This is a genomic window from Armatimonadota bacterium (assembly GCA_013359125.1).
In the GTDB taxonomy this organism is placed as follows: domain Bacteria; phylum Armatimonadota; class Fimbriimonadia; order Fimbriimonadales; family GBS-DC; genus JABWCR01.
The window spans coordinates 124,540-151,323 of the sequence record JABWCR010000002.1 but is presented as its reverse complement, the minus strand read 5'-3'; the positions used below and the strand labels follow the sequence as shown (position 1 = coordinate 151,323).

Annotated in this window: 24 protein-coding genes; 14 read left to right on the top strand and 10 right to left on the bottom strand. The window is 58.2% G+C overall.

The features are described from left to right. A complete protein-coding gene (locus HUU60_02020; protein ID NUL81483.1) occupies positions 1–639 on the top strand; it encodes a uracil-DNA glycosylase in 639 nt (212 codons plus the stop codon). Here the strand turns inward: HUU60_02020 and HUU60_02015 are convergent. Beyond that, positions 625–2,499: a carbon starvation protein A gene (locus tag HUU60_02015; protein NUL81482.1), complete on the bottom strand. Its 1,875-nt coding sequence runs from the start codon at positions 2,497–2,499 to the stop codon at positions 625–627. The genes HUU60_02020 and HUU60_02015 overlap by 15 nt on opposite strands. Before the next feature lie 135 nt (positions 2,500–2,634). Between HUU60_02015 and HUU60_02010 the strand changes: the two genes are divergently transcribed. The 4 genes from HUU60_02010 to HUU60_01995 all read left to right on the top strand — a co-directional run bounded on the left by HUU60_02010 (position 2,635) and on the right by HUU60_01995 (position 7,761). Continuing rightward, positions 2,635–4,386, top strand: coding sequence for a tetratricopeptide repeat protein (locus HUU60_02010; protein NUL81481.1), 1,752 nt, complete (start codon positions 2,635–2,637; stop codon positions 4,384–4,386). Between the two features lie 197 nt (positions 4,387–4,583). Then, positions 4,584–5,663, top strand: a complete 1,080-nt coding sequence (locus HUU60_02005; GenBank protein NUL81480.1) for a tetratricopeptide repeat protein — start codon at positions 4,584–4,586, stop codon at positions 5,661–5,663. Next, entirely contained in the window at positions 5,663–7,108 is a 1,446-nt protein-coding gene (locus HUU60_02000; GenBank protein NUL81479.1) for a hypothetical protein, read from the top strand. Before HUU60_02005 ends, HUU60_02000 begins: the two co-directional genes overlap by 1 nt. A 26-nt stretch (positions 7,109–7,134) precedes the next feature. Further along, positions 7,135–7,761, top strand: a complete 627-nt coding sequence (locus HUU60_01995; GenBank protein NUL81478.1) for a hypothetical protein — start codon at positions 7,135–7,137, stop codon at positions 7,759–7,761. Here the strand turns inward: HUU60_01995 and mtnA are convergent. From mtnA to HUU60_01970, 5 genes are read right to left on the bottom strand one after another with little or no spacing between them, the layout of a single operon-like run. Then, positions 7,758–8,735, bottom strand: coding sequence for an S-methyl-5-thioribose-1-phosphate isomerase (gene mtnA, locus HUU60_01990; GenBank protein NUL81477.1), 978 nt, complete (start codon positions 8,733–8,735; stop codon positions 7,758–7,760). The two genes, HUU60_01995 and mtnA, sit on opposite strands and share 4 nt — an antisense overlap. Before the next feature lie 4 nt (positions 8,736–8,739). Continuing rightward, positions 8,740–10,041 (bottom strand): tRNA uridine-5-carboxymethylaminomethyl(34) synthesis GTPase MnmE, encoded by a 1,302-nt coding sequence (mnmE, locus tag HUU60_01985; protein ID NUL81476.1) that lies wholly within the window; start codon positions 10,039–10,041, stop codon positions 8,740–8,742. Further along, a complete protein-coding gene (locus HUU60_01980) occupies positions 10,038–10,931 on the bottom strand; it encodes a hypothetical protein (GenBank protein ID NUL81475.1) in 894 nt (297 codons plus the stop codon). Before HUU60_01980 ends, mnmE begins: the two co-directional genes overlap by 4 nt. A gap of 5 nt (positions 10,932–10,936) precedes the next feature. Continuing rightward, the gene (locus HUU60_01975) at positions 10,937–13,960 is read right to left on the bottom strand and encodes a hypothetical protein (protein ID NUL81474.1); all 3,024 of its coding nucleotides are present in this window, start codon (positions 13,958–13,960) and stop codon (positions 10,937–10,939) included. Beyond that, entirely contained in the window at positions 13,960–15,144 is a 1,185-nt protein-coding gene (locus tag HUU60_01970; GenBank protein ID NUL81473.1) for a hypothetical protein, read from the bottom strand. The genes HUU60_01975 and HUU60_01970 overlap by 1 nt, the downstream gene beginning before the upstream one ends. A 119-nt stretch (positions 15,145–15,263) precedes the next feature. On the opposite strand from HUU60_01970, the gene HUU60_01965 reads away from it, so the two are divergent. The 6 genes from HUU60_01965 to rplU are packed head-to-tail and all read left to right on the top strand — an operon-like array spanning position 15,264 to position 18,545. Further along, a complete protein-coding gene (locus HUU60_01965; GenBank protein NUL81472.1) occupies positions 15,264–15,509 on the top strand; it encodes a preprotein translocase subunit SecE in 246 nt (81 codons plus the stop codon). Continuing rightward, a complete protein-coding gene (gene nusG, locus HUU60_01960; GenBank protein ID NUL81471.1) occupies positions 15,506–16,033 on the top strand; it encodes a transcription termination/antitermination factor NusG in 528 nt (175 codons plus the stop codon). Before HUU60_01965 ends, nusG begins: the two co-directional genes overlap by 4 nt. Before the next feature lie 16 nt (positions 16,034–16,049). Next, positions 16,050–16,475 carry a 50S ribosomal protein L11 gene (gene rplK, locus HUU60_01955; protein NUL81470.1) on the top strand — a complete coding sequence of 142 codons (426 nt, stop codon included), beginning with the start codon at positions 16,050–16,052 and terminating at the stop codon, positions 16,473–16,475. Between the two features lie 13 nt (positions 16,476–16,488). Then, entirely contained in the window at positions 16,489–17,208 is a 720-nt protein-coding gene (locus HUU60_01950; protein NUL81469.1) for a 50S ribosomal protein L1, read from the top strand. Positions 17,209–17,226: 18 nt separating this feature from the next. Further along, complete coding sequence (locus tag HUU60_01945; protein ID NUL81468.1) at positions 17,227–18,198, top strand: KpsF/GutQ family sugar-phosphate isomerase; 972 nt, start codon at positions 17,227–17,229, stop codon at positions 18,196–18,198. A gap of 32 nt (positions 18,199–18,230) precedes the next feature. Next, positions 18,231–18,545, top strand: a complete 315-nt coding sequence (gene rplU, locus HUU60_01940; GenBank protein ID NUL81467.1) for a 50S ribosomal protein L21 — start codon at positions 18,231–18,233, stop codon at positions 18,543–18,545. 1 nt (position 18,546) lies between these two features. Here rplU and HUU60_01935 read toward each other — a convergent pair whose 3' ends face one another. Next, on the bottom strand, positions 18,547–19,689 hold the full coding sequence (locus HUU60_01935) for a PD40 domain-containing protein (protein ID NUL81466.1): 1,143 nt from the start codon (positions 19,687–19,689) through the stop codon (positions 18,547–18,549). Positions 19,690–19,724: 35 nt separating this feature from the next. On the opposite strand from HUU60_01935, the gene HUU60_01930 reads away from it, so the two are divergent. The 3 genes from HUU60_01930 to HUU60_01920 are packed head-to-tail and all read left to right on the top strand — an operon-like array spanning position 19,725 to position 22,127. Continuing rightward, positions 19,725–20,537 (top strand): sugar phosphate isomerase/epimerase, encoded by an 813-nt coding sequence (locus tag HUU60_01930; GenBank protein NUL81465.1) that lies wholly within the window; start codon positions 19,725–19,727, stop codon positions 20,535–20,537. Positions 20,538–20,576: 39 nt separating this feature from the next. Continuing rightward, positions 20,577–21,143: a YHS domain-containing protein gene (locus HUU60_01925; protein ID NUL81464.1), complete on the top strand. Its 567-nt coding sequence runs from the start codon at positions 20,577–20,579 to the stop codon at positions 21,141–21,143. A 15-nt stretch (positions 21,144–21,158) separates the two neighbouring features. Beyond that, positions 21,159–22,127 carry a stage II sporulation protein M gene (locus tag HUU60_01920; protein ID NUL81463.1) on the top strand — a complete coding sequence of 323 codons (969 nt, stop codon included), beginning with the start codon at positions 21,159–21,161 and terminating at the stop codon, positions 22,125–22,127. On the opposite strand, the gene HUU60_01915 is transcribed toward HUU60_01920, so the two are convergent. The 3 genes from HUU60_01915 to HUU60_01905 are packed head-to-tail and all read right to left on the bottom strand — an operon-like array spanning position 22,079 to position 26,778. Then, positions 22,079–23,380, bottom strand: coding sequence for a cystathionine gamma-synthase family protein (locus HUU60_01915; protein NUL81462.1), 1,302 nt, complete (start codon positions 23,378–23,380; stop codon positions 22,079–22,081). The two genes, HUU60_01920 and HUU60_01915, sit on opposite strands and share 49 nt — an antisense overlap. 37 nt (positions 23,381–23,417) lie before the next feature. After that, positions 23,418–24,986, bottom strand: a complete 1,569-nt coding sequence (locus HUU60_01910; GenBank protein NUL81461.1) for a long-chain fatty acid--CoA ligase — start codon at positions 24,984–24,986, stop codon at positions 23,418–23,420. A gap of 4 nt (positions 24,987–24,990) precedes the next feature. Then, on the bottom strand, positions 24,991–26,778 hold the full coding sequence (locus HUU60_01905; protein ID NUL81460.1) for an acyl-CoA dehydrogenase family protein: 1,788 nt from the start codon (positions 26,776–26,778) through the stop codon (positions 24,991–24,993). Positions 26,779–26,784: the final 6 nt, after the last annotated feature.

Below are 26,784 nucleotides of genomic sequence, written 5' to 3'. Positions count from 1 at the left end.
TTGGAATTGTTGCGAGTTGAATCGCTAGGCTGCCAACGTTGCGGACTTGCCGCCGGTCGCACAAACGTGGTGTTTGGCGAAGGCAACCCGTCCGCGCCGCTGGTATTGGTCGGCGAGGGGCCGGGCGAGACGGAAGATGCGACCGGAAGGCCGTTTGTCGGTCGGGCGGGACAATTGTTAGATCAGGCGTTGAAGCAGGCGGGCATGACGCGCAAGCACGTTTACATCTGTAATATCGTCAAGTGTCGGCCTACGCTGACGGAGGGCGGTCGATTGCGCAATCGGGCTCCGGCGCCGGACGAGATCGAGGCTTGTTCGGATTGGTTGGGTCGTCAATTACGGGCGATTTCTCCGCTGGTGATCGTTTGTTTGGGGGCGCCGTCGGCGAATGCGCTTATTCATAAGGGGTTTCGGATTACTGCCGAGCGCGGCGAGTGGTTCACATCTCAGTACGCTCGGGCGATTACAGCGACGTTCCACCCTGCCTATGTGCTGAGACAGGGGGGCGCGGCGTATGAGCAAGGCTATGGAGCGTTGATGGGCGATCTGCTGGCGGCCCGGCACAAGGTGATCGAATTGAGAAGCGAGCCGGTCGCCGAGCCGACTGTCGAAGAAGAGGAGCAGTTAAGCCTCTTTTAGCAACGGTTCCCTCGGCGTTTTGTCCTCCATGGCCAATTGCCACCAGCGCCTGGCCGCGTCTAGGGCGATGAAACTGGTCAATACCAGCAAAGTAACCGTCAAGACCGACTGAAGCTGGAACTTGAAGGCGTCTGGGCCTCCCAGAGCGGCTTTGCCCCACCAATCAGAGGATTGCATGAAGCCGGCAGTAAAGATGGTCGCGAGAACAAAAGCGAACGGGATGAGCGTTACGAGCGCGTAGATTTTCTTTCTCGAATGCATGAGGATGTAGGTCGTGCCCACGGCGAGCGCAATGCCGGCCAAGAGTTGATTGGCGATCCCCATCATGCGCCAGATGGTGTCTATGGTGGCGGTATAGAGCATCCAACCCCATGCGCCGGTCGTGATTAGGCTGAAAAGGACGACTCCGCGATAGCTGACCTCGCGAGCCTCGTCTTGCTTGGGTTTGAGTTGTTGCAAGAACTCTTGAAAGACGAATCGCGCGACACGGGTGCCGGTTTCTAATAGGGTGAGGATAAAGAGCGCTTCGAACATGATGACGAAGTGGTACCAATAGGACATGAGGCCGCCTACGATTGGCAGTTTATTGAAGATCGAGGCCATGCCGACCGCAAGCGTTACGGCGCCTCCCGTGCGGCCGACCAGGCTCTTTTCTCCTACGTCAGTCGCCAACTGCTCGACGCCCTTTGGGGCGATGTCCCAGCCGTGCTGTTCCTGCATCGTTTGCACGGCTGTTACGTAAGCGGCTTGGGTGGCTGGTTTGGATTGATCGGCGTTGATGGCGAAGTAGTCTCCGGGGTCGAGACAGGCCGCGGCCAAGAGCGCGGTTACGGCGACAAAGCCTTCTAAGAGCATCGCGCCGGAAGAGACCATGCGTATGTCGCTCTCTTTGTTGATCATCTTGGGCGTTGTGCCCGATGCGATGAGCGCATGAAAGCCCGAAACTGCGCCGCACATGATGGTGATGCAGACGAACGGCCAGACCGAGCCGCCGATGACGGGGCTTCCTCCGCTCATAAAGGGCGTTGTGGCGGGCATTTTTAGGGTGGGATTGGCCAGGATCAACCCGGCTCCCAGCAGGATCATGACGCCGGCTTTCATATAGGAGCTGAGATAGTCGCGCGGGCACATAAGCACCCAAACTGGCAATACCGATGCGACAAAGGCATAGGCAGGCAATGCCAGTCGCAGAGTTTCTTTGTCAAAGGTGAGATAGGGCGCGAGGGCCGATTCTTGCACCCAGTGGCCTGCAATAACGCCAAAGGAGAGGATCGCCATGCCGACCAGTGAGGCCTCGCCGACCTTGCCGGGCCGTATGCGATACATCCAGAGACCGGTCAGCAATGCGGCTGGGATCGAGACCATGATGGTGAACATGCCCCAAGGGCTTTCGGCCAGAGCGTTGACGACGGTAACGGCGACGCCGGCCAAGAGGCAGATGATGATGAAGAGTACGGCGATGGAACTAATCAGCCCAGAGGTTGGGCTGATGGCGCTTCGGGCGATTTGGCTGAGGCTCTTGCCGTCCTCGCGCACCGATGCCCACAAGATGACGAAGTCGTGCGCCGCGCCTGCAAAGCAACAACCGATGACGATCCAGATAAGGCCCGGCAGATAGCCCCATTGTGCGGCGAGCACCGGCCCGATGAGGGGGCCCGGGCCAGCGATGGCGGCAAAGTGATGTCCGAACAGGACCCAACGGTTGGTCGGCTGGTAGTCGTGGCCGTCTTTGAGCCGATGCGCCGGAGTTGATCGCTCGTCGTTCAGCATAGCGACTTTTGCCGATAGGAACGCCGTGTAGAAGCGATAGACGACTGCGAAAGCCGCCAGGCTACCGATGACAATCCAGATCGCGCTCATTGTCCGGCCTATAATTCACGATACACGGCTCTGTCTCCTGCTCGTCTGTCATACTTAGAACCGCAGGAAACCGGCGCTGTCTATAGAAATGGATGAAATCCATCGCCGACGGCGACCCATCAGAGGAAGGTAGAGATGCGCAATTGGATAGTCTTAACCCTATTAGCGTGCAGTTTTACGGCTTTTGGCCAGCCCAAGTTTACGATCAAGATATCGGGCAACGAGGCCAAGAGCGGGGCCAGCATATCTGGAATCGTCAACGTGGAGGCGCTGATCGACACGGACGATCTGATCACCGGCGTCGAGTTCCGCGTTGTTGGCGAAGTGAGAGGCATCGACGCGAGCACTCCCTATGAGTTCGAATGGGACACGATCGCTGATAAAGAGGGGTCGACCGATTTAGTGATCGTTGCCAAGTTTCAGAACGGCCAACAGGCCCGACACACGATGAACCTGAACATTGACAATCAGGTTGGTCTGGGCGGTCAGGCGCATTTGGACCGAGCGAACGAGTTCTTCCGTAACGGCCAGACGGCTCGGGCGGTTTTGTCGGCTCGGATCGCGCTGAAGGCGGACGAATCGCTGAACGCGGCTAGGACGCTGTTGGCGCAATCGTACATCCGTGAGGGCAAACTGCGCGAGGCTTTAGCGGCGGCGGACGCTCTGGCGATGCGGGCGAGCGAATCTTCTGAAGCCTTTGCTCTAAAGAGTCGAATCCACTATCGGCGAGCGCGCGCGAACGTTGGCGAGTTTGCCGAGGAGATGGCGATGGGCGTCGATGCCGCTGTTCGGGCGATGGAGATTCGCACCAAAATGGCTTCATCGGCCAACGGCGCCGAGGCGCTGGCGCTGCAAGCAGACGCGGCTTATGTTCGTGGAGATTATGAGCAGGCGGCCAATGTATTTGCGCAACTGTCGGACGGCGATCCGCGCAACGTTCGGCACATCAATCGGTGGCTGCAGGCGAATCTAAGGGCAGCCAAGTATCGAGAGGCGATTGTAATTGCCACCAACGCTGAGAATCGCGGCACTGCGGACGACTACACCTTTGTCGCGCTGGGACTGGCGCACGCGATGCAGAACCGCACAAACGAGGCTGCGTCGGCATTCGCCAAGGCGCGACAGAAAAACGCCGATTCGCATCACCTTAAGCGGGCGCAAGCGTTTCTGGACATTCGAGACGGGAAGCATGCGGCGGCTCGAAACGCCTTGATCGCTCTTCAGAACGACAGCGACAACTCGGCCGAGACGGCGTTCCTTTTGATGTGGGCGCACGCCTCCATGCGAGAGTACGACCGAGCGAACGAACAGTTTTGGCGCACGCTCGATTTGGATCCGCTTTATGTGGACGCGCTCGTACTGAGAGGTTTTGAATCGATTGGCGAGAGCGCTCGTCCTGGCGACGAGCAGTTTGCGGAGACGGCTCGTTCTTACTTTGCCCTTGCTCTTAAAGCACGGCCCAATCACGGCCAGGCGCAGTTGGGCGACCTGTTTGCGATGGCGATGGCGATTCACTACTGGTTGCGCGACATCGCTGCGGACGATCCGGATCAGAAAGAGCTCGCGTATAAGCACGCTCGAGAGATGCAGACGCGGATTCCCCAATTGATCAACTCGCACCGTGGTCAGGCATGGTTTCACTTTGGCATGGGGATTGTGATGGAGCAAGCGGGCAAACTGCGTTTGGCGTCTTCAAATGCGAGCGATGCCGAGTTGCGACAGGATGATGCTCGCCGGGATAAGCTTTCGCGCGATGCCGAGCGAGAGGTTGGGATTGCCCAACAGATCGAGAAGGATCGGATCCCAGCGGCCAGCGTACCGGCGCCGATTCGCGGTCTGGAGACGCTCTGGCGGTTGCTTTTTCCGCCGATGATGTCCAACCCGTAGAAATACGAGGATTTGAATAGGCTGAAACCAGATGCCCCCTGCTCTGCGTCAAATGAGCGGGGGTTTCTATGAATCGAGGCAGAGGTACAATCGAAGGTAGAGAACGGCACATGGTATGCGCATTTTGCGGAGCCCGCAACGAAGAAGCAGCGAAGTTTTGTCTGCAATGCGGCGTACCTGTCCATCGAGATCAGAAAATGACGCTTGCACAAGTCGAAGAAAAAATCGAGGCGCTGGTTAAAGAGGCCTTGGAGCTTTTTGAACAGAAGCGCTACCCCGAGGCGATGTTGGCCATCGAGGGGGTGTTGGCGCTCGATCCTGAGAACGCTACGGCCTATTCGTTGCGCGGGCTGATTCATGAGAAGCGCGGCGCCCGAGAGGATGCGATCGCTTCTTTCGAGCGCGTTGTAGCGCTCAACCCCTTCAGCGTTGCCGATCGGGCCAAGTTAGAGGCGCTCAAGTCGGGCGAGCCGAGCGACATTAGCAAGACGGTCATGCCGAGAGAGAGAAGCATTTGGGAAGAGATGGCTCCAATTGCTTTTGCTGCGTTGGCCGGGGTCTTAGTGTTGGGATTCGGCATTTGGTTCGCCTCGATCAAACTGTCGGCGACCACAGTTGCAAAGCCCGACAATGCGATGCCGACATCGATAACGGAGCACCGAGACGATGGTCGACAGGCGATACCGGAAACGCGAACTCCGCCTGAAACCGGCACGGTGCGCGCTACGACCATTCCTCCTGCCGATTCGTCCTCGAGCGACGAGCGATTAATGCCGATGTCGATCGATCCTTCTCGGCTTTCGTTGTCGGGCCCTTCGTCTCGGCCTTCGGAGCCGGCAGCTCCATCGCCCGCTCCTCCCACTGAGCCTGCGCCGAGGGACGACGCATCGCTGATCATGCCGGATGTGGGTGCGAAAGAGAGCAGCAAGGCCGTCTACGACATTCGAGTTTCGCGTCCTGATCCGAACGCGCCGCCCCGCACGACCGAGGGCGCCGACGCCCTGATCAGGCTTGCGCAAGACCATCAGCGCGCTCAAGACTATAGGAAGGCGATCGATCTGTATCAACAGGCGCTGCCGACTACTAAGAACGTCGGCGAGACTCATCAGCAGATCGCGCTTTGCTATCAGCGATTGGGCGACAGGGCTCGCGCAAGAGAGCATTATCGGTCGGCGATCGCTGCCTATGATGCGCAGATCAGAGAGGGCCGCGACGTTGCTTTGGCTCGCCGCGGCGCGGACACCTCGCGCATTGCGCTCAGCATATTAGAAGAGTAATGAGGCTGCTCGCTCTTGGGTTCTTGTCCGTCGCCTTTGCGTTTGGTCAGCCCAAGATGCCGACTGTGCTCGTTTATCAAGAGCGCGCGCCCTTAGTCCAGCGGCAGAACCAGCAGCCTTTTGACCCGAACGTTACGGTTCAGGGCTTTATGACTGCGGAGCTTCGCGAGTTGGGCAAGGTGGAGCCTGTCTCTTATTCTACGGATCATCCGACCGCGCAGAGAATAGCGCTGGACATGCGTTTGGAACCCAGCGCGACCGGGTCGCCGTCGCTCGATCTATTGAGGGAGATGGCGAAGCAGTGGCCAGCGCAGTATCTGGTCGTCGTTACGTGCGAGCGGGCAGAGACCGGCCAGGCCATTTTTGCGCGGGCCCGGCTCTATCAGCCGACAAAGCGAGAGCCCGTGTGGCAGGACGAGGTGATGAGCACGATTTCGGTCGGGCTTCAGAGCGATCCGTCTGCCGCCGCAAAGTCGTCGATCCGAACCTTGGCCTGGCGGATGAACGGCGATCCGTTTAAGGATTTTGCCGTAACGCGACAGCCTGTCAATACGGGAGGCGACGCCCCGCCGCCGAGCAACTTTTCGCCGATCGAGCGAGACCCTGCCAAGGAAGGACTCGATTTTCTGGCAGCCGGAAACGCAATCGCCGCTATCGAGCCTTTGAGGGCGGCGATAACCGAGAAACCGTACGATCTGAGTCTTCGATTGAAGCTGATCGAGGCTTACGAGTCTGCCGGCAGTCGAGAGGCGGCCGTTCGGGAGTCGGAGCGGGCCTTGATCCTGTTCCCAGGCGCGTCGCAACTCACTATGAAGGCAGCGGAGACTTCTTTGAGCGAAGGAGATCGCGCGGGCGCCCGAGAGCGGTTGCTGAAGGCAGTCGAGGCGAATCCGTCAGCATTGGAGCCCCTATTGGCGCTCTGTGATTTGGAGCTTCATGAGGCGAACTACGATCTCGCTTATCATTGGGCGCAGAAGGCGGTTTCCATCGACGCCGCGAGCGCGCTTGTCAGTTGGAGAGTTTATCTGACGCATGGCGCGCGGGCGGATTTCTCTAAGGTCGATGCAGGCTACTCTCATCAGCCGTCTGAGCTGGAGTTCGCGCTGTTTTACGTCGTTGTACAGGGTCACATAACGGACGCGGCCGACGAATTGAACGACATTCGCCGCGTCTTAAGCGAGCCGAATCCCAGCCTGGCCGATTCCAAGGCCAAGTTGGACGCGCTTGCGGCTGGACTGGAGGGCTTTGAGACTTGGCTTGAGGCCATCAAGCCTGAAGCCTCGCATAAGGAATCGGTGGGCCGGATCAAACTTGCTACCAATCTCCTGGCACAATCTTCAGAGGCCCTGGCACACTTCTTGCTGTCCAAAGATCGGCAGCGCTTGGCAACCGCCGCGCTGCTGAGGACAGAAGCGCTCGAAGAGTTGAAAGCAGCTTCTCCGTAAACGCGCTTCAGCCAAGGAGGCCTACCATGTTTGACGATATCTATTTCGCCGTCATCGCGTTATCGCTGATGGCGTTCAGCATTGGACTACTGGGTTTTCGCCAGTTGTTTCGCCGAGAGCCAGAGGTCAGTTCGCTGCCCTTGTCGGGCGCAAAGATCGAGCTGGCTTGGGGAGAGAAGCGGTTCAACTCGGTCGTACTCGAGACGAGCGAACGTCGTCTTGAGATCGCTGCGCCTTTGGAGCTAGGCGTTCCTTGCGCTCCGATTGCGGGCACCGGGATCGAGCTGATTTGGAACAACTCGGGACTTCGATATGCGGCACAGGGTCAGGTGTTGTCGCGAATAGCCGACCGAGCCTCGTTTCTTGTTCAGTTGTCTTGTCTGCCCCATCCGATAGAGCGGCGAGCCGCGCACCGATTGCCCAGCATCGGACAGCCTCAGATTCGTCTGGATTTTAAGGGCATGAGCCTTCCGGCTTGGCTGACGGAAGAGTCGAGCCATGGAATCAATGTGCGCACTCGCTCTGAACTGCTCGTCGGCAATGCCTGCGAGGTTGAAATGAACGGTCGAAGGTTGCCGGCTGTGGTCGTCTATGCCCGCAAGGTGTGGAACGGCAGCGACTATGAGTTCAGCATCGGCTTGCAGCTGGCTTAGCCAAACCGATAGGGCGGTCGACATACGGCCTGCTCGGTTACGATCGCCGTGATCAGCCGGGCAGGCGTTACATCGAAGGCCGGGTTCCACACGGGGCATTCGTCCGGCGCTATCTGTACGTTGTCAATGTGCGTAACTTCTGTGGAGCTTCGTTCCTCAATCGGAATCGAATTGCCGTCCGGGGTTGAAGAGTCGATCGTTGTCGTGGGCGCGGCGATGTAGAACGGAATTCCGTGCGCATGGGCCAGGGTGGCGAGGCTGTAGGTCCCGATCTTGTTCGCCGTGTCGCCGTTTGCTGCAATCCGATCGGCGCCCGCAATGACGAAATCGACCATACGTTTGGACATGAGCCATCCGGCCATACCGTCCGAGATGACGCGAAAGGGAATGCCGTTGCGAGCCAGTTCCCAAGCGGTCAGCCTCATGCCTTGAAGGCGCGGGCGCGTCTCGCAAGCGTAGACGATTTCAAGTTTGCCGGTTTCGTATGCTTTTCGCAAGATGCCGTAGGCGGTGCCATAGCCGCCCGTTGCCAGGGCGCCTGTATTGCAGATAGTCAGCGCTCGGGCGTTCAGCGGTATCAGGTCTGCGCCCAATTCGGCCATTCTTAGATCGGCTTCGAGGTCTTCTTGGGCGACCGCATGGGCTTCTGCCAGAACGTCCTTCCCTTCTCTAACGGCTTGTTCGATTCGATCCATGGCGGCAAAGAGGTTGACGGCGGTGGGCCGGGTTTGTCTCATCATTTGGCAGGCAGTCAGCAACTGTTGTCGATCGGCGCCTTGTTGCGCTTCTAGCGCTATGCCATAGGCCGCCGCGATGCCGATCGCCGGAGCGCCGCGGACCTTCATGTCTTTGATCGCTCGGGCCACGCTTTCGGCTTCTTTGTGGCGTTCGACGATGAATCGGAACGGCAATTGGGTTTGATCGATAATCTCCAGTCCGTCGGCAGTCCATTGGACGGGTCGTATGTCGCTCATGGTTCTATTTTCCTATGCAAAAGTTCTTAAAGATGGCGTCGACGATGGCGTCGTCCGGCGATTCGTCAACGATGCTGTTCAGCCGGTTCCAAGCCGAACGGAGAGGGATTGCGACGACTTCTGGCGGGGCCTTTTCGCGCAAAGCGCCAGCGGCTTCGCAAAGATCGACCCTTGCCAACCGGAGGGTTTCTAAGTGCCGAGCCTGCACTAGAAGGGTATTGTCTTGTTCGACCGCGCCAAGGCGGTTTGCAATGGTCGTCAAGAGGCGATCGAGGCCTTCTCCGGTCTTGGCGGAGATGCCGATTTCGCCTTCTGGCGGCGGCGCAAGATCGGCTTTGTTAAAGACCTTTAATACGTCGTCAGCGGGGATCGCTTGGTCCTCAGGGGTCCATCCTGCGGATGCGTCGGCCAGTAGCAGAACCAGGTCGGCGCTCTCGATCGCTCGTGTGGCGCGTTCGACTCCAATTGTTTCGACCGGATCGTTCGTTGAACGGTAACCGGCCGTGTCGATGAAGGTTACAGGCGCCCCGTTTAGATCGATCTCGGTTTCTATCGTGTCTCGGGTGGTGCCGGGTATGTCGGTTACGATCGCCCTATCAGAACCGGCCAGCCGGTTGAGAAGCGACGATTTGCCGACATTTGGGCGTCCGACAATGGCGACTCGAGCGCCCGAACGCATCAGTTGGCACAGATGGGCATCTCCAATCAGTCGGTCGGTCGAGGCCAAGAGGGAGCAGAGCGCATCTTCGATCGTACCGCTCAGATCGATTTCTAACTCTTCTGAAAAATCGATCTCGGCTTCGAGCATTGCGATCAAGCTAAGGCACGCTTCGATCAATTCTCGCGTTATGCGGCCAAACTGGCCGTCCAGACTTTGTGCGGCGGCCTTTGCAAAGCGATCGGTGCGCGCCTGGATGAGGTCGGCAACGGCCTCTGCTTCAGATAGGCTCATCTTGCCGTTGAGGTAGGCGCGCTGGGTGAACTCGCCGGGTTCGGCCAATCTTGCGCCGTGTTTGAACGTCAGATCAAGCACGGCGCGCAAGATCGCGGGGCTGCCGTGGCAATGAAACTCGACCACATCTTCGCCTGTGTAACTGTGCGGCGCGAAAAAGGGGAGCACAATGCCCGAATCGATCACATTTTGGCTATCCCAGAACTTGGAGCGGATCGCGGCGCGGTCTTTAGGTTCTTTGCGCGCGATTTGGCGAGCGATTTGAAGAGCCAACGGGCCGCTGACTCGGACGATGCCGATGGCGCCGGCGCCGGTCGCTATTGCGCTGATCGTATCTTCTGGGCTTGGCCTCAATTCAACGCGATAGTACCCAAGTCGATCTTTGTCGAAGCGTTTACGACATTAACTGGGTTGATCGTGCTCGTCAGCGTGCCCGTGCCGGTATTGAGAGTGAACGTTATGCGGTAGGTTCCACCCGCAAGCCAGATTCCGAACGCGCCGGTATTGGCGGTTACAAACTGCGACCGGGTTGGAACGATCGCGTCGGGCGGCTGAAAGATGTCTATTCTGGTTCCGATTGGGTTATTAAGGCCAGCCGTAACGCGCCCTGTTACATTGCCGGGCGGCGGGGGCGGCGTTCCGCCGGTCTCTGGCGCCAAAGCAATGTCGGGCACGACAATCACGTTGTTTACAGGCGGCGTTTCGAGAAAGAACTGTTGGAGCAAGTAGGCTGGCGTGCCAGTCGGTCGCTCTGCGCTGCCTGGAACTTCGGAAAGGCCGTCCGCATCGTAAGCAACGTCGTTCAAAGTGAACTGGCCCGTTGAAGCAGTGAGAATCGAGTGTCCTCTCAATTTGACGACCGCCTCGGCAACGGGCAGGTCGGGGTCTAAGGCATCGACTGTGCGTCCTTGGACGGCCACTTTGGTCGGTCCGACATAGAGGTCGCCAAGACTGACCGTTTGACCGGGCGTTAGGGCCGGCAATGTGAACTGAAACTCGGGCAAACCGGTTGTGCGGACGGTCAGTGTTACAGCGGAATCAGAGACTTGGAGCGTGAAACTTCCGGTTCCGACGTTCGTGGTTGATTGCGAACCGCCCGACAGCACCGTTGCCGCTGGATTGGGGGCTGTTTCGGTGCCGACTAATAGCACCCGTCCGGTCAATGTAACGCTACCCCCTCCGCCGCCACCGCCGCACCCAGCCATGACAAGAACGGCAAGCGCAACGATTAAACCTAAGGTCATTCGCCTCATCGGGACACCACCACGGGAGCGACCGCCCGGGCGACCGCGCCGCCTGAATCCACCGCTTGTAAATGCACGAAGTAGCCTCCTGGCGGGAGCGCCCGCTCTCGGTCGTCCCGACCGCTCCAGACTAAGGACTGCGCGCCGGCCTCGACCGAGCGTCCGGCTTGAAGCCGTTTGACGGTGCGACCTCGAGAGTCTCTGATCTCGGCCTGAACTCGCGATGCCGCCGTAACGGTGAAGTTGACGCTGACGCTGCCGCCTCGCGTAGGCTGGGCAGTTAAAGTTGTGATTCGGAGCGGCGAACGAACGAGCGGTTCGGCAACGACCTTAAACTCGCGCGATGCGCCGGGCGCTACTCTGATTTCTCGCATGGTCGTCATATCGTGCCGCGCGCCGGTCGCTTCGTCGATTAGGTAGAGACGCGTTCTATTGGGCGGCGCGGGCCAGTTGATGCGATGCTCGGCGTTGGGATCGAAACTCGTCAATCGCAATTGCCACTCTTGTCGAGCGGCGTTCTTTCGGGCATCGTTCATCAGTTCTAAGTTGTTTGCGCCTATCGATACCCAGCGCAGGCCGCCTCCAAACGGCGGGGGCATCTCCCTATCGAATCGATCTCGGCTGTCGCGGGCGTTGGCGTCCATAATGAGCGTCATTGTGCTGCGCGTATCGCTCGGTCCGTGCACCGTGATCGGCATTTGCCATTGGGGCGGCTTGTAGGATCGGCCCGTCGCTCGGCCCCTGTTCGGCGCAAAAGTCAACGTGATTCCCTCCGGCTTCAGCACTCTGATCCAGTAGGCTCGACCTGGCTCGAGTATGGCCGCGGGCGTGTAGTTGAGCACATGAGGGATTGTATTATTGAAGAGGTAGCCGAACACGCCGTCTCCCACAATCTCTTGATTGACGGCGGTGTTCCAGTCAACGGGCAGTTCTAATCGATAAGTAACGACCAGATCGGTCAGGCTGATCGACTGATTGTACGGATTGCCGATGAGGTTCCATCCGACTTGGAGCGCCAGGCTGGCGTTCTCGCTTAAGTTTGGACCGGAGCCAGTGAGATTGACATCGATCGCTTGATCGGTCTGGATGATGTATCCGGTGCCCGGCGCCGGAGGCGGAGATACAGGATAGACCGCGTAATCCCCTCGTTCCTGCCGCCAAGAGGCCAAAAGCAGTTTAGCCGCTGGCAAGCCGAGCAGCGCCGCCATGTCTACCACTGCAGGGCGAAGCGGCATCGACATCATGTGAACGCCGGCCGGGAGGATTAGCCGGAAGTTCCGCGCAAGGTTCTCCAGCGATACGATTACGGCCTGCGATCCGATACCAGTATTCACTCGGTAGGTTCCGACCTGTTCGCGGTTGGCGTTTAAAAAGGTGAGCGTTGCACGCCCTTCCCTGTCCACTCCGGGCGATGGCATGGTTGCTCCAAAAGCGCCTTTGACGACGGTCGTTTCGATTTGCGAGCCGTTCTCGAGCGCGATCTGGACGAAGCCGTCGTTCAATCCGAACACGGTTCCGAAGAAGTCGTTTTGGAAGGTTGTTCCTTGCACTTTTGTGGCGGGCAGTGCGATACGGATCGTCTCTGTGCCCACGGAGAAGTCGGTCATCACTCTTTGGCCGCCAATATCGGGGATGCTGGGCACCACCGCTCCGGTACCGCCTCGAATCTCGACTCGCTCATACTGGGGCGAAAGCGTGAGGCGATTGTAGTTAGAATCCCAATAGACCGGGAAGCAGGTTCCGTTCAACAGGCTCTCGTCCGGAATGCCGCTGGAGAGCGCAGAGGTTCTGAAGTAGGTCAGAATAGCCGTGTAGACCAGCGCTTCTCCCGGCTGAATGGTGTCGGGGCTGACGTAAGGGAAAATCTGCGCATGAAGTTTTCGGCCATAGGTTGCGCTGGTGTCGAGGATATATTGCTTTTTGTACCAATCGCTAAAGGGCAGCCCTTCGACCGTGTTGGCGATGAAGGCGGCGATGCCGATCAATTGGGGGACGTTGCCGCCTAAAGTCGGCGTTGCGCCGAACTGGTACTGCCGGTAGTATTCGGCGTTGAACTCCTTTAAGAAGGCTGGGTGTTCGGTCAAGACCTTGAGCCAAGCAGAGCCTGCCATGAGGTAACGAACGAGCCAAAGGCCGCCTGTGGTGCCCCCCGTAATGGGCCCTTGTTTGAGCGAAGGCGGAATGAAGGTCGGCGCGCCCAGGCTTGGCTGGTTCCACAACTCGTAGTTTGGACGCGCATCGTAGGTGTTTTCAAGGGTTAAATCGACGAAATCGGGTTGAAGGCCGGCGAGGTTTCTGAGGGTCGAACGCGCAACTTTGACCGTTACGGCACGGGCAAAGCCCTCTTCCCAGGCATCGTATTCGAAAGGCACGGAGCCATGAAACGCGCGGGCGACGAGATGCGTGAAATTGACTGCGGTCGATTCGGGCGCCCGATAGATCGGAAAGAGGAAGCGGTCGTTGGAGACGTCGTAGATGCCTCCCGCTACTGCATCTCGATCGCCGATCTGGTCGTCAAAGTTGACGATCGTTATCTGCTTGGTTTGTGCGGGCTTGCCATAGAAGGCTTCGATCGCTGGGGGCACAATTTGGGTCAGCGTGTTCAAGAAGGTCTGATAATCGGACGGAAACTGCTCGGGGATTGCTTCGGAAAACTTGAATGTGAGAGCGCCATTGCCCAGGGATGAATCGCGCCCTCGCGGCAGCATCAGTCGTCCGTCTTGTTTGACCGCGAGCGTGAAGAAGAGCGGGACTTTGTAATCTTGAGGCAGAATGCCTTTGGCCTTCATCTCGCGGATGGCCGGTCGAGCGGCGGCCATTTGTGCGGCGATCAGCCGTTGAACTTTCTGTCGAATCAGCCGGTCGATCTGTTCTTGGCTGCGACCGGAAGCGCCCACATCGATGATAATCAGACTTTGCGGCCCATTGCTGGTGGTGGCAAAGGGCTGATTGGCCAGGTTTCGATAAGGTTGGGCTATGGCGACCGACAACGTCAGCACGCTCAACCCAAATAGAGTAAAAGAACGCATTAACCTTCCTCCCGAAGTTTGCTCAGCCCTATTGACGCATGGTCGGGGGTTTGGGTTATGCCCTTCCCGTCGTCGTGCCATTCGTCCCAGGCGGAAAGGATGGCCGACAGCGGCGCTTCCGTGCGAATAGAGCGTCCATTGTGATGCACGTTCGAGGCGCGATAGCCTCGGTTTCGAACATAATCGATGATCTGTTGCGTCGGCGGCACGCTGCGATCCATTCTGTCTGCCAGCGCCGCCACATCGTAGGTGATCGGGATCTCGTCCAACTCTTTGCCTATTCGAGCCAACAGTCTTCGCGCGGTGGCGAAGTAAGGCTCGCGCGCGGCTTTGAACATATCGGCAACAAACTCTTGACGGTGAAGGCGTCCGAGCCAAAGCGGACCGATCCAACGCACGACGTCGGTCGACCAAGGATAGCCCTCGGATTGGCCGAGCTGAATCCCGGCCCTGGCTGGCTTGTACTCTCCGTCGGGCGTCTGAACGATAAAACCAAGAAGTTCGGGCTTGAAGGCCTTTGCGCCCTTTCGCGCCCGCATCAGGCACCGCCAGCAATAGCCGTCGAAGAAAGAGATCACGGGCTCGCCGTGCATGTTCCATTGGATCATGCGCCGCTGAATGTAACCGATTAGAATGCGCAGAGCCAGTTCGTGGCACTCCTTGCCCAAGTAGGCGACCGCATCGTAGGCTTTTAGGGCTTCGGATCGTTGCGCGCCGCAGAGCACGGGGGCATCGGTCGCCGTTACGTAGAGCAGACCGTCCCACCGGGCCGCGCCCAGGCACCAAGGGAAAAAGGGCGAAGGCGAGCCGAAGGGATCCAAGTCGACCCAATCGAAGCGGCGATCTTCCAGATAGAGTCGAGCGAGAAGTCTTTGAGCCAGTTCGTTGGTCAGTTCGGCCTTCTCGTTGCCTTCGAGACTCTCTTTCAGAACGTTGTGCGCATCTGGGTTGGCGTCGTTGGCGAGTATCGCGCGGACTGGAGCCTCTGCCAAGTATCGGCGCGTGCGCAGCCCGACCCCCGCCATAAGTTCTAAGACTGTTAACGATCGGCCGTTGCGTTCGGCTTCTGCGCGGAGCGCCAAAACGCCTATATCGCGTCCGAGCCGAGCGCGAGGGTTATAGAAAATCTTATTGGAATCGGGCAGGCGGAACTCGACCGCGCCCTCGTTATAGATTTGCGCCATGGAGCGAAGGGAGTATACCTAAAGAGGGCTTGACATTCGCCCCGACATGAGGTAGACTCTGACATCCCTCTTCCCCGCCGTCTTTTTGGCCGCGAGAAGAGATACAGAACGAGGACACAATGGCGTCGATAAGCAAACATGGAGAGGAAGCCAGCCCCGGCATGATCGCACGGATGCGGCGCTCGGCCAACGAGATCTGGATGGAGTGGCTGCGCGTTACGAAGCCGAATCACAACGACACAACCCGCATGGCGATGGCCGTGTTGGGCGTTGTGATCGTCTTTACGCTTTGGCTGGCAGTGCTGGACGCTATCTTGTCGTTTGGAATCACCGCCATCGAGAATCGCTTTAACCTAAAGCCATGACCAAGCGCTGGTACGTTGTTAGGACGCTCGTGGGACACGAGAACAAGGTTCGCGCCACATTGGAGCGGCGCGCGCAGGCGGCCGACTTATCCGACCGCATCACTCGCATATTGATTCCGACCGAGCAAGAGATTCGCACCCGCGCCGGCAAGAAGCAGACGATCACGCGCAAGGTTTTTCCCGGCTATCTCTTGGTAGAGATGATCTTGGACGACGACACATGGACGCTGATCCGCACGACGCCCGGCGTCGCTAGTTTCATCAGCTCGGGCGACCGGCCGATCCCCATGCACGATTATGAGGTCGAAGAGATTTTGAAGTCTATCGAGGACAGCAAGGTCAAGCCTCGCGTGGCATGGAAGCGCGGCGACAACGTGCGCGTGGTGGACGGACACTTTGCCGATTTTACAGGCAAAATAGAAGAGGTCAACGGCGACCGAGAGACGGTCAAAGTACTGATCTCGATTTTTGGCAGAGACACCCCGGTCGAGCTGGAATTTCAACAGATCGAACGCCTAACCTAAGTAGGAGGGAGCCATTATGGCGAAAAGAGTCATCAACGTAGTTAAGCTGAACCTCCCAGCGGGAGCCGCCACACCGGCGCCGCCCGTTGGTCCGGCGCTCGGTCAAGCGGGCGTCAACATCATGGATTTTGTGAAGAACTTTAACGACCGCACCGCTTCGCAAAAGGGCATGGTGCTTCCGACCGAGATCACGGTTTACGAAGATCGGTCGTTTACGTTCATCGTCAAGCAACCTTTGGCGTCGGCACTGATCCGACAGGCCGCGGGCATCGAAAAGGGTTCCGGCAATCCCCTGAAGCAGAAGGTCGGCAAGATCACTCGGGCGCAGTTGAAAGAAGCGGCTGAGAGAAAGATGCCAGACCTGAACGCGAACGACATCGAAGCCGCTATGCAGATCATGGCGGGCACTGCGCGCTCTATGGGCGTGGAAGTGGTGGACTAAAGGGGGAACGAGGATGAAGACAGTAGGTAAACGATTCAAAGGTGCAGCTACCAAAGTCGATAAGAACGAGGTCTACTCGCCAGACGATGCCGTTCGATTGGCCAAGGAGACGGCTTCGGCCAAGTTTGACGAAACCGTCGATTTGGCGATACAGTTGGGCGTCGATCCTAAGAAGGGCGATCAAGTGGTGCGCGGCGTTACCAATCTTCCGCATGGAACGGGCAAGAAGCAGCGAGTGCTGGTGTTTGCAAAGGGACCTGCGGCCGATGCGGCACAGGCAGCGGGCGCGGAGATGGTCGGCGCAGAGGAACTGGTCGAGCAGATTCAGAAAGGCTGGAAGGACTGGAAGAACTTCGATGTGATTGTAGCCGAACAGGCTTTGATGCCTGTCATCAGCAAGATCGGCGGCGTTTTGAAAGCGGCAATGCCGACGCCCAAGTCGGGCACGGTTACGACCGATCCGGGCAAAGTGGTGGAGGACATCAAGAAGGCGAGCCGCGTCGACTATCGAGTTGAGAAGGCCGGAATCGTGCACATGCCAATCGGCAAGGCTTCGTTTAGCGAAGCGCAGCTGAAGGAGAACTTGGCTGCCGCGCTGAGCGCATTGATCAAAGCCAAGCCTCAGGGCGCAAGGGGTCGGTATCTGCAACGGATCACGATCTCGACGACGATGGGGCCTGGCATCCGGGTCGATACGGTCGCGGCGCAGAGACTTGGCGAAGTCGGAGTTTAGGCTTTGGTAACCAGCGCGATGGCCGACCCGATGGAGGTCGCTCGGACTTCGCTTCAGATCGAGGCTGATGCGATTCAGGGCTTGATCTCGCGGCTTGACGAGCGTTTCGACCGCGCCGTGCAGATGATTCTGGGTCTCCAAGGTCGGCTAGTGCTTTGCGGCGTCGGAAAATCGGGAGCCATTGCCCGAAAATTGGCCGGCACGTTTAGCAGCACAGGCACCCCGGCCATGTACCTGCATCCGACCGAAGCGGCGCACGGCGATTTGGGCGCGGTGAACGGGAACGACGCGATCGTGCTGCTTTCTTATGGCGGCGAGAGCGACGAGATTGTAACGCTCCTCCCTGCTCTAAAGCGTTTGGGCAGCAAGATGATCGCGTTCACTGGCAGCCTCGATTCATCGATCGCTCGAAGCTGCGATTTCGTGCTGGACGTCTCCGTCGAGCGCGAGGCTTGCCCGCACAACTTGGCGCCCACTGCCAGCGCGATCGCGATGCTGGCTTTGGGAGATGCTTTAGCGTTGTCTGTTATGGCTGCTCGAGGCTTTACGCCCGATCATTTTGCAGTCAATCATCCGGCGGGCAAATTGGGTCGGCAGTTGCTCCTGACCACGCACGAGGTGATGCGCAAGGAGGACGGGCTGGCTGTCGTGAATCAAGATTCGAGCGTGAGGGACGTGCTCTTTGCGATCACAAAGGCGGGCGCGGGCGCTGCGTGCGTTGCGGACGGCAAGGGGCGATTTGTCGGTTTGATTACGGACGGCGACATACGGCGCCGATTGTTAACCGACGAGAAAGCGCTAGAACTGCCCGCCTCTGCGATCATGAATCCAACGGCAACCGTTATAGAGGGCAATCCGCTGGCTCTCGATTCTCTGAGGATGTTTCAGGAACTGCCGGTCAAGATTGGCGAGGCGCCGGTATTGGACGAAGATCGCCGGCCCATCGGGATGCTGATGCTGAAAGACCTCCTTCGAGCGGGTATAATTTGAGTTCGCGATAATCTTTGGAACGGAGCAAACACATGTACGCGATAGTGAAAACGGGCGGAAAGCAATACAAGGCTGAGGTGGGCGGATCGCTGGTCGTTGAGAAGATCGATGCCGAACCGAGCGCCAAGGTAGAGTTAGAGGAGGTCGTGCTGGTGCGCGGCGAGAACGAGGTCAAGGTGGGCGCTCCGTTCGTTTCTGGAGCCAAAGTGATCGCCGAGGTCGTCAAGCAGGACCGTGCGAAGAAGATCGTTGGCTTTAAGTATAAGGCCAAGAAGAACCAACGGAAGCGATTTGGCCATCGTCAGTCGAGAACTTGGCTGAAAGTGTTAGAGATCGTCTCGAAATAGGCTATTTCTTGGGCGAGACGCGGGGCGACGAGTAGTCTCGCTCATCCTTGGTGATCGGCTCCGATTGTCCCGATTCGCGGTGCACGAGATGGATCTGCCTTTTTCCCCTTGGACCGAAGGCGATGGCGATTTTTTGCCCGTCTGGCGTCCAGCTTGGCTGCCATGCTTCGCCTTGCGTTAGAGGCGTTGGCGCGCCGCCTGTAGCAGCGACTACGACCAATCCAAGTCGTTCATAGCCCTCTTCGTGCGTCTTGTTCAGCACAAACGCTAACACCTCGCCGTTTGGCGAGAAGGCGACTTCGCTCGCGAAGTGTTCGGGCGGCAATGCCATGACGATGCGAAAGCTCGGCTGTTGCGGGTCTTGGGTGAAGTCGGCCATGCCGATGAAGCTGGCCTTGTCCTTCCTCTCCTCGGATACTTGTACCTCGCCTTCCCAAACGGCCATCGCCAACTTGGCCTCTTTGGGCGACCAGTCAACGTCAATCCTCTTGGCCGAAGTTACCAGCATGGGCGACCGCATCCGAGATCGGTCGGGAGGGATAAAGTGGGCTATGGCGACTTCCTCGCCATCCGCACGCTGCACTGCGGCGAATAGGCGATCGTCGGTCTTGCTCGGGCGCGGCATTCGAAAGCTCAGCGCCGCTTCGCCGTCCTGTCTCCATTGGTGCATCATCTCGCTCGGCGGGATGATTTGTTCTGCGTGGAGGGTTTTTGGCTCGACTTCGGTTACCAGACCTTGGGCTATGTGAAGAATGTGGTCGCCGTTTGCAGAATAGACGGGCTCGAACTTTGCACCGCCGCCCACTGTGAGCTGCAGCGCCTGACCGCCCGAAGCCGGGATGCGAAAGAGCTGATAGACTTCGTCGCGTTTGTTGCTGGAAAATGCGATCATGTTTCCGTCGGGCGACCAATCGGGCTGGATGTCGTCGCTCGGGCCAGTCGCTAATTCGACGATCGCGCCGTCCGGCTTAACGATCACGATGTCCGAATCGTTCTCTCCGGCTCTCTCGCACACGATCCAGCCTTGGCTGTCAGGTGGTAGAAACAGCAGAAACTGTCCCCAAGGCTGGCTGCGCACATAAGCCAGTACCGAAACCAGGATGATGACAAGGAGAAGGCCGATGAGCGTTCGCTGTCGTCGCATTGCCGGTTATTTTACCAGCGGGTAGCATTATTCCAATGAGACTCGCCGCTTGCAACGAACTTTTGCGCCGCTTGCCCTGGCCAGACGCCTGTCGTTTGATCGCAGATGCCGGTTTTGAAGGCGTAGAGATCGCGCCTTTTGTGTTTGCCGACTCGGTCTGCGATTTAGGGATGTCGGATCGAGTTGAAATCAAGAGCGCTGCCGAGAGCGCGGGACTTCAGATAGTCGGGCTGCATTGGCTGTTAGTGTCGCCTGCCGGGCTGCACGTTGCCCATGCGGATGCCGAGATTCGATCCCGAACCGCGGATTACTTGCGAGAGTTGGTGCTTTTCGCAGCCGACTTGGGAGCAGATCGGATGGTGTTCGGCTCGCCAAAGCAGCGATCGTCCGACCGGAATGATCGGCTCGAGTTGATGATCGATACTCTGACGTCGGCCGTGCGCGAGGCCGAAGAACATCGGATTATCATTTGTATCGAGCCTTTGCCGCGCGACGAGACCCATTTTATCAACACGATGGATGAAGCGGCGGAGGTTGTTCGGGCGTTCAATTCCGACTCCGTCAGCTCTATTTTTGATGTCAAGAGCGCGCTTTCGGAAACGCACGACCTTCCGAACTTGATCATCAAGCGGCAGAGCATCATTAGGCACGTCCATCTCAACGATTCTAACCGACGGGCGCCCGGCTTTGGGCCGACCGACTTTGGGCCGATCTTGAGCACCTTAAAGCGCATCGGCTATACCGGGTGGCTGTCGATCGAGCCGTTCGACGACTTTCCCGACCCAGAGAGCATGATTCGCGGATCGGGCGCTTACCTGAGGAAACTATTGGCCGATAATCGAGAATGAGGGTACAATATCCATAGATCACTCAGGAGGATCCACTCGATGCGATTAATCAGCCTTATCGCGGCAGCAGCCGCGCTTACGATGGTGTTTGCAGGCTTTCAGGCCCAGAAGAACGCGACTTGCCCTGTCAGCGGCGGAGCGGTGGATGCGGCGAAGGCGGTCAAGTATACGCACAACGGCAAGGAACTGGCCTTTTGTTGCAGCGGTTGCGTTACCAAATTCAAAGCCGACCCTGCCAAATACCTTAAAGTCCAGACAGCCAGCGTCAAGACCGAGGCGAAAACCGCCGCAAAGACCGACGATTGCTGCGCCGAGGGCAAGACCGAAGCCATGAAGGCCGAGTGTTGCGCCGAGGGCGGCCAGGCCAAGGACGCGTGTTGCGCCGAGCCCAAGACCATGGAAGCCAAGGCGCCTGCCAAGCCGGCCGCCGTCATGTGCGCGGTGCACAAGACCCCCGTCAAGGACGCCAAAAAGTCCGTTACTCTGGCGCACAACAAGCAGACCCTGCATTTCTGCACCGCAGCCTGCCGCGACACTTTTAAGAAGAACCCTGCTAAGTTTACGACGGTCGCCAAGGCTCCCGCAAAGGCGCCCGTTAAGAAGTAATCTCGTTCGACGCCTATGCCGTTTGATATCGAGCGGCGAAAAGAGGCTTGGAACGAGTTGGATCAAGCGGTCGCGCGCCTTCGTACAGGGGGCGCGCGATCTCTTTCTAGGGTTGAACTCAAGCGCATTGGCAGGCTGTATCGTCAAGCTGCGGCGGATTTAGCCTACATCCGCACCAAGAAGCTGAGCCCCGAATTAGACGCCTCCCTCAATGCCCTGATGACGCGTGCGCACGGCGTCATCTATCGCGCCCGGACGGGCACTCTTCGAATTGGCCTGAGAAACTTCTGGGATCGCTTCGCGCTCAGCTTTCGAACAACTTGGCGGTTGTTTGCGGCGGCGATCGGGTTCTTCTTCGTAGGGGCGGTCGTCGCTTTTGCCCTCTGCTATCACGACGGCGATTGGACCTACCGGCTGATGCCGGAACAGTTTGCCGATGTGGTCGAACAATGGAAGTCAGGCGAGCAGAAGGCGGTCGGTAAGGACGACGGCTATGCGCCGACCGCGTTCTACTTTGTCAACAACACGAGCGTGGCGATGCGATGCTTTGGGTATGGGATTCTGCTCGGCATCCCCACCGTGCTGTTGCTCATTCAGAACGGCGCGATCATGGGCGCTTTGGCGGCAGAGATGGCCAAAGTCGGAAAGCTGGGTTACTTGCTGGTTTCCATCTTTCCTCATGGCGTGCCGGAGTTAGGCGCAATCTTCTTGTGCGGCGCAGGCGGGCTCGCTTTGGGATTGTCGCTGTTGTTGCCGGGCGACCGCACACGAATCGATTCGGTTCGGCATGGCGGCAAGACGGCGATATGGTTGTTGGCCGGCTCCGTGCCGCTCTTGCTGTGGGCGGCTCTTACCGAGGGTTTCTTTTCGTTTTACGCCTTTCCCAACTATGCCAAAGCGCTGTTCGGCGTGGCTGGATTGGTCGTCTTGTCCGTCTACTTCATGGCGGCGGGCCGCGCCTCTACGCCGCACCGCAGCGCTTGATCTAAGTCGGCAATTAGGTCTTCGGGGTGTTCTACGCCAACGGATAGGCGGATTAGGTTCTCCTTTATTCCGAACTGCTTCTTGTCCTCGCTGGACATGTCGGCATGTGTCATTGTGCAGGGGTGCTCGGCCAGCGATTCGGTACCGCCTAACGAAACGGCCAGTTTGATTAGTTTGAGCGAGTTGAGAAAACGAAACGCTTCCCTCTCTCCGCCGACCACTTCGAACGAGATCATCGCGCCCGGGCTCAAGCACTGTCGCTGATAGGTCGCGTACTGGCTGCAATGCTCGGTCATATGTCCTAAGTAGTGAACGCGCTCGACTTGAGGATGGTCGGCCAAGAAGTCGGCCACCACGCGGGCGTTCTTCATCTGGCAGGTCATTCGCAACTTCAGGGTTTCTAGGCTCCGCATCAAAAGCCAGCCTGTCCACGGGCTGCACATTGAGCCCATGAAAGTTCGCCATGCCTTGATGGTCTGAATGTAGTTCTTTGGACCAAGGCATGCTCCGGCAATAACGTCCGAGTGTCCCGCGATGTACTTGGTAGCCGAGTAGAGCACTAAATCGGCGCCATGCTTTATCGGGTGTTGGAACACGGGCCCCAAAAAGGTGTTGTCGACAGCGGTAATGACCGGGCGTTCTGGAGTCGAGCGCGCTCTGGCGATGTGAGCGCACATTTCGATGTCGACCAGCACGTTTGTCGGGTTGGCAGGCGTCTCGATATAGATCATCTTCAGTTTGTCCGCGCTATCGCTTTGATCCAGAATCCGCAGGATGCCGCTCTCGCTCGTTCCGGCCGCAAAGGGCACTGGCACGATCCCATATTCGGTAAGGACGTGCTTGATCAAGTGGTCGGTGCCTCCATAGAGCGGCTCGCTGTGCAACAGCACATCGCCCGGACGCAAAAAGGAGAACATCGCGCCACAGATGGCCGCCATGCCGCTTTCGAATACGGCACAATCCTCGGCGCCGTCCCAAAGCGTAAGGCGATCCTCCAGGATTTCTAAATCTGGGTTGTTTAAGCGACTATAGATGAGACCGAGCGTTTCGCCGGGTCCCTGCTCGCGCAAACCATAGGCGATTTCAAAGAAGGCCTTTCCTTCTTCCGCCGTGCGAAAGACAAAGGTCGAAGTTTGGAAAATGGGGCACTTTAGCGCGCATTCCGACCACTCGGGCAGGTAGCCGTAGCTCATCATCAGGCTTTCTGGCCGAAGGGTTCTATCGTTGATCTGACGGCGATATTGGTCGCCCATGCTAACCTCCTAATTGGCTCTAGCTTTATCTTCGGCTTTAGTCGCGGTAAACCTTCTCGACGAGGTCGGCATACTGATGGAGAATGCGCGAGCGGCGAAGCTTGAGCGTTACCGTCATCGACCCGTTCTCCATCGAAAAGGGCTCCTCGACTATGGCGAATCGTTTGACTCGCTCATGGGGCGAAAAGGTTGCCAATGCCAGATCGATGCGCTGTTGTAGAAAGGTTTTGATCCCTTCGTTGTCCGAGAGATCGAACTTGCCGGATAGCGCTTCTCGGTCGGGAACGATGAGCGCCCCAGTAAACTTTTGCTTGTCGCCAAACACCACGGCCTGCAGGATAAAGGGATCGTTGATCAGCGCGTTCTCGATCGGCATTGGCGCAACGTTCTTGCCGCCCGAAAGCACAAAGATGTCCTTCTTCCGATCGGTAATTTTGAGAAAGCCGTCGTTGTCGAGCTCGCCGACATCGCCCGTGCGGAACCAGCCGTCCTCATCAAACGCCTCTCTGGTCGCGGCCTCGTTGTTCCAGTATCCTACGAACACGTTAGGCCCGCGTACCAGTATTTCGCCGTCTTCTGCGATCTTGATCTCGACGCCGGGGGCGGCTCGACCAGCGGTGTTCGGTTTGAAAGCCTCCTCCCAGCAGGTTGAGACTACGGGCGAGGTTTCTGTCAATCCGTATCCTTGATAGATGGTTAGTCCGGCTTGACTAAAGAACTCTTGCACAGTTGGATCCAGCGCCGCCCCACCGGAGAACGCATAGCGCAGCCGCCCGCCAAACGCCTTTTTGACCGCGAGACGACGACCCAGGGGCCCGAGCAGACGGACAATTCGCCTCTCGATGATGCGTTCTCTCACTTTCTCGTAAAATCTGGGCACGGCGTTAATCGCGTGCGGTCGGAACGTTTGTAGGTCTTGACCGACGGTCTCGATGCTAGCGGCCAACGCCATTACGACGCCCTGCACTGCCGCCGAGATATAGTCGCTGGTGCGCGCATAGATGTGGCTTAGCGGGAGAAAGTTGAGCACGACGTTCTCGTGCGATTCGGCTTGAACCAACTCTCTGAGCGCTCGGGCGTTCGAAAGCAGGTTCTGATGAGTCAGCATGGCGCCCTTGCTCTCGCCCGTCGTGCCCGACGTATAGATGATTGTGGCAACGTCGTTAGGGGCGATCGCTTTGGATCGCCTGATGACCTCATCTGAAGGCGGCTTGCCTCTTGAGTCGATCAGGATGCAATCAAGGTCTGGGAGTTTGGCCGATTGATGCTCTCCAGAAACGATGGCCAGTCGCGCTCCACAGTCTTTTGCTTGAGCGGCGGCCTGCTCCTTCGTCAGCGGATAGTGAAGCGCAACCGTGAACGCGCCCGCGCGCAGGATGGCTTGGTCGGCCACCAACCATTCGTATCGGTTCTCAGAAAGCAGCACGATCCGATCTCCCGGCATCGCGCCTCGATCGATCAGCAACTGTGCGAACGCATCGCAATCGCGGTCAAACTGCGACCATGTAACATCGGTTACGGCACCGTCCCGCCAGAAGCGATAGGCCGTCAAGTCGCCGAGCGATTGTGCGTTTGACCGGATCAGTTCGACCAGGGTATCGGCCACATCTTCACTTGGCGCTCGAGGCAGACCACTCCCTTTCCCGCTCGATCACGTAGGCCGCTGCTTGGCGCTGAAGCCCGATCGGGTTGCACTCGATTCGCTTGCAGTAGCGGCGGAGGGCGATCAAGAGCGTCTGGCGCGTATCGCCTTCGGCAAAGGCGTTGATCGCCCATCGCGCCGACCGCTCGACGTTATCGAGAGCGCTATAGCCGTAGAGCATGGTCATGGCGGCGGGAAGATCGACGTTCAAGCCTTTTTGGCTCAGTTTTCTTGTCCGCAGCAGCGCCGATTCGAGCGCATAAATCTCGATCAGGCAGTCCGCGAGAGCGGCGACGATCTCTTGTTCGTTCTCGATCGTCGCGCCCAAGGTCTCGACCGCCATGCCCGCTGTCATCAATGCGGCCTTCTTCATTCCGCCGACCTGCTTGGCGACGATTTCGATCGGTTCCGTCGGGTCTGGGGCTGGCATCTGCGGCGTATTCAACTCCGAGCGAATGGCTTGCGCCGCCTCCATTAATCCCGGCAGGTGGCCTTTCAGCGCGCGCTTCATCAGCATCCCCAGAGAGAGCAAGCGGTTGATCTCGTTCGTTCCTTCAAAAATGCGGTTGATCCGCGCATCTCGGTACATTCGCGCCGCAGGAAACTCCTCGGTAAACCCAAAGCCGCCATGAATCTGGAGGTTTTCATCGACCACAAAATCAAGGACCTCGGAGCCGAACACCTTCATGATTGCGCATTCGACGGGATACTCTTCGTCCGCACGGCGATAGTTATCGTTGGCATCCGGCGCGGAGGCATCGATGTCATGGAAGACGCTATCGAGCAGACCCGCCGTGCGGTAGATCGCGCTCTCTAGCACGTAGACCTTGGTGGCCATATCGGCGATTTTCTGCTGGATCATGCCAAACGAGGCGATTTCTCGCCCAAACTGTTTGCGCTCCTTGGCATATCGAACAGCGATGCGAAGCGCCTCTTTTGAGACGCCGAGCGCGCTGGCTGCCAGTTTGAAGCGACCGATGTTGAGCACTCCGAACGCGATGCGATGCCCTTTGCCGATCTCGCCCAAGACATTTTCGATAGGCACCTCGGCGTTCTCAAGGATGACGCGCCGAGTCGAGCTGCCCTTGATGCCTAATTTGTGCTCTTCTCGCCCAACCGAGACTCCCGGAAAGTTGCGCTCAACAATGAATGCGGTGAACTGCTCTCCATCGATCTTGGCAAAGACGATGAAGACATCTGCAAATCCGCCGTTAGTGGTCCACATTTTGGCGCCGTTCAGCAGATACTTGGTTCCATCGGGCGAGAGGGTCGCCTTTGTCTTGGCGCTGAGGGGGTCGGAACCGCACTCGGCCTCGCTCAAGCTGAAGGCCGCGATCTGCTCGCCGCTTCCCAGTTTTGGAATGTACTTTCTCTTCTGTTCGGGCGTGCCGAAGAAGAGGATGGGCAGGGTGCCGATGCCTATGTGGGCGCCCAGCGAGACGGCGAAACTCGGCTGGATGCTGATGCGCTCGCTGACGAGCGTGGTGGTCGCTTTGCTTAAACCCGCGCCGCCAAAAGCCTCGGGCAGTCCGCCTGCCATCAAGCCTAACTGGCCCGCTTTCTTGAGCAGTCCGATCATGACCCCGTCGGCCTGGCTCTCGATCGCGTCGTACTGGGTCATCACTTCGCCTCGAATAAAGTCTTCAGCCGCCTGTGCGATCAAGTGATCTTCGCTGGTTAGGTCTTCTGGCGTAAAGGTTTGTGATGGGTCGCAATCTTTGATAATGAACTCGCCGCCGCGCAGTGTTAGACTCATGGTGTC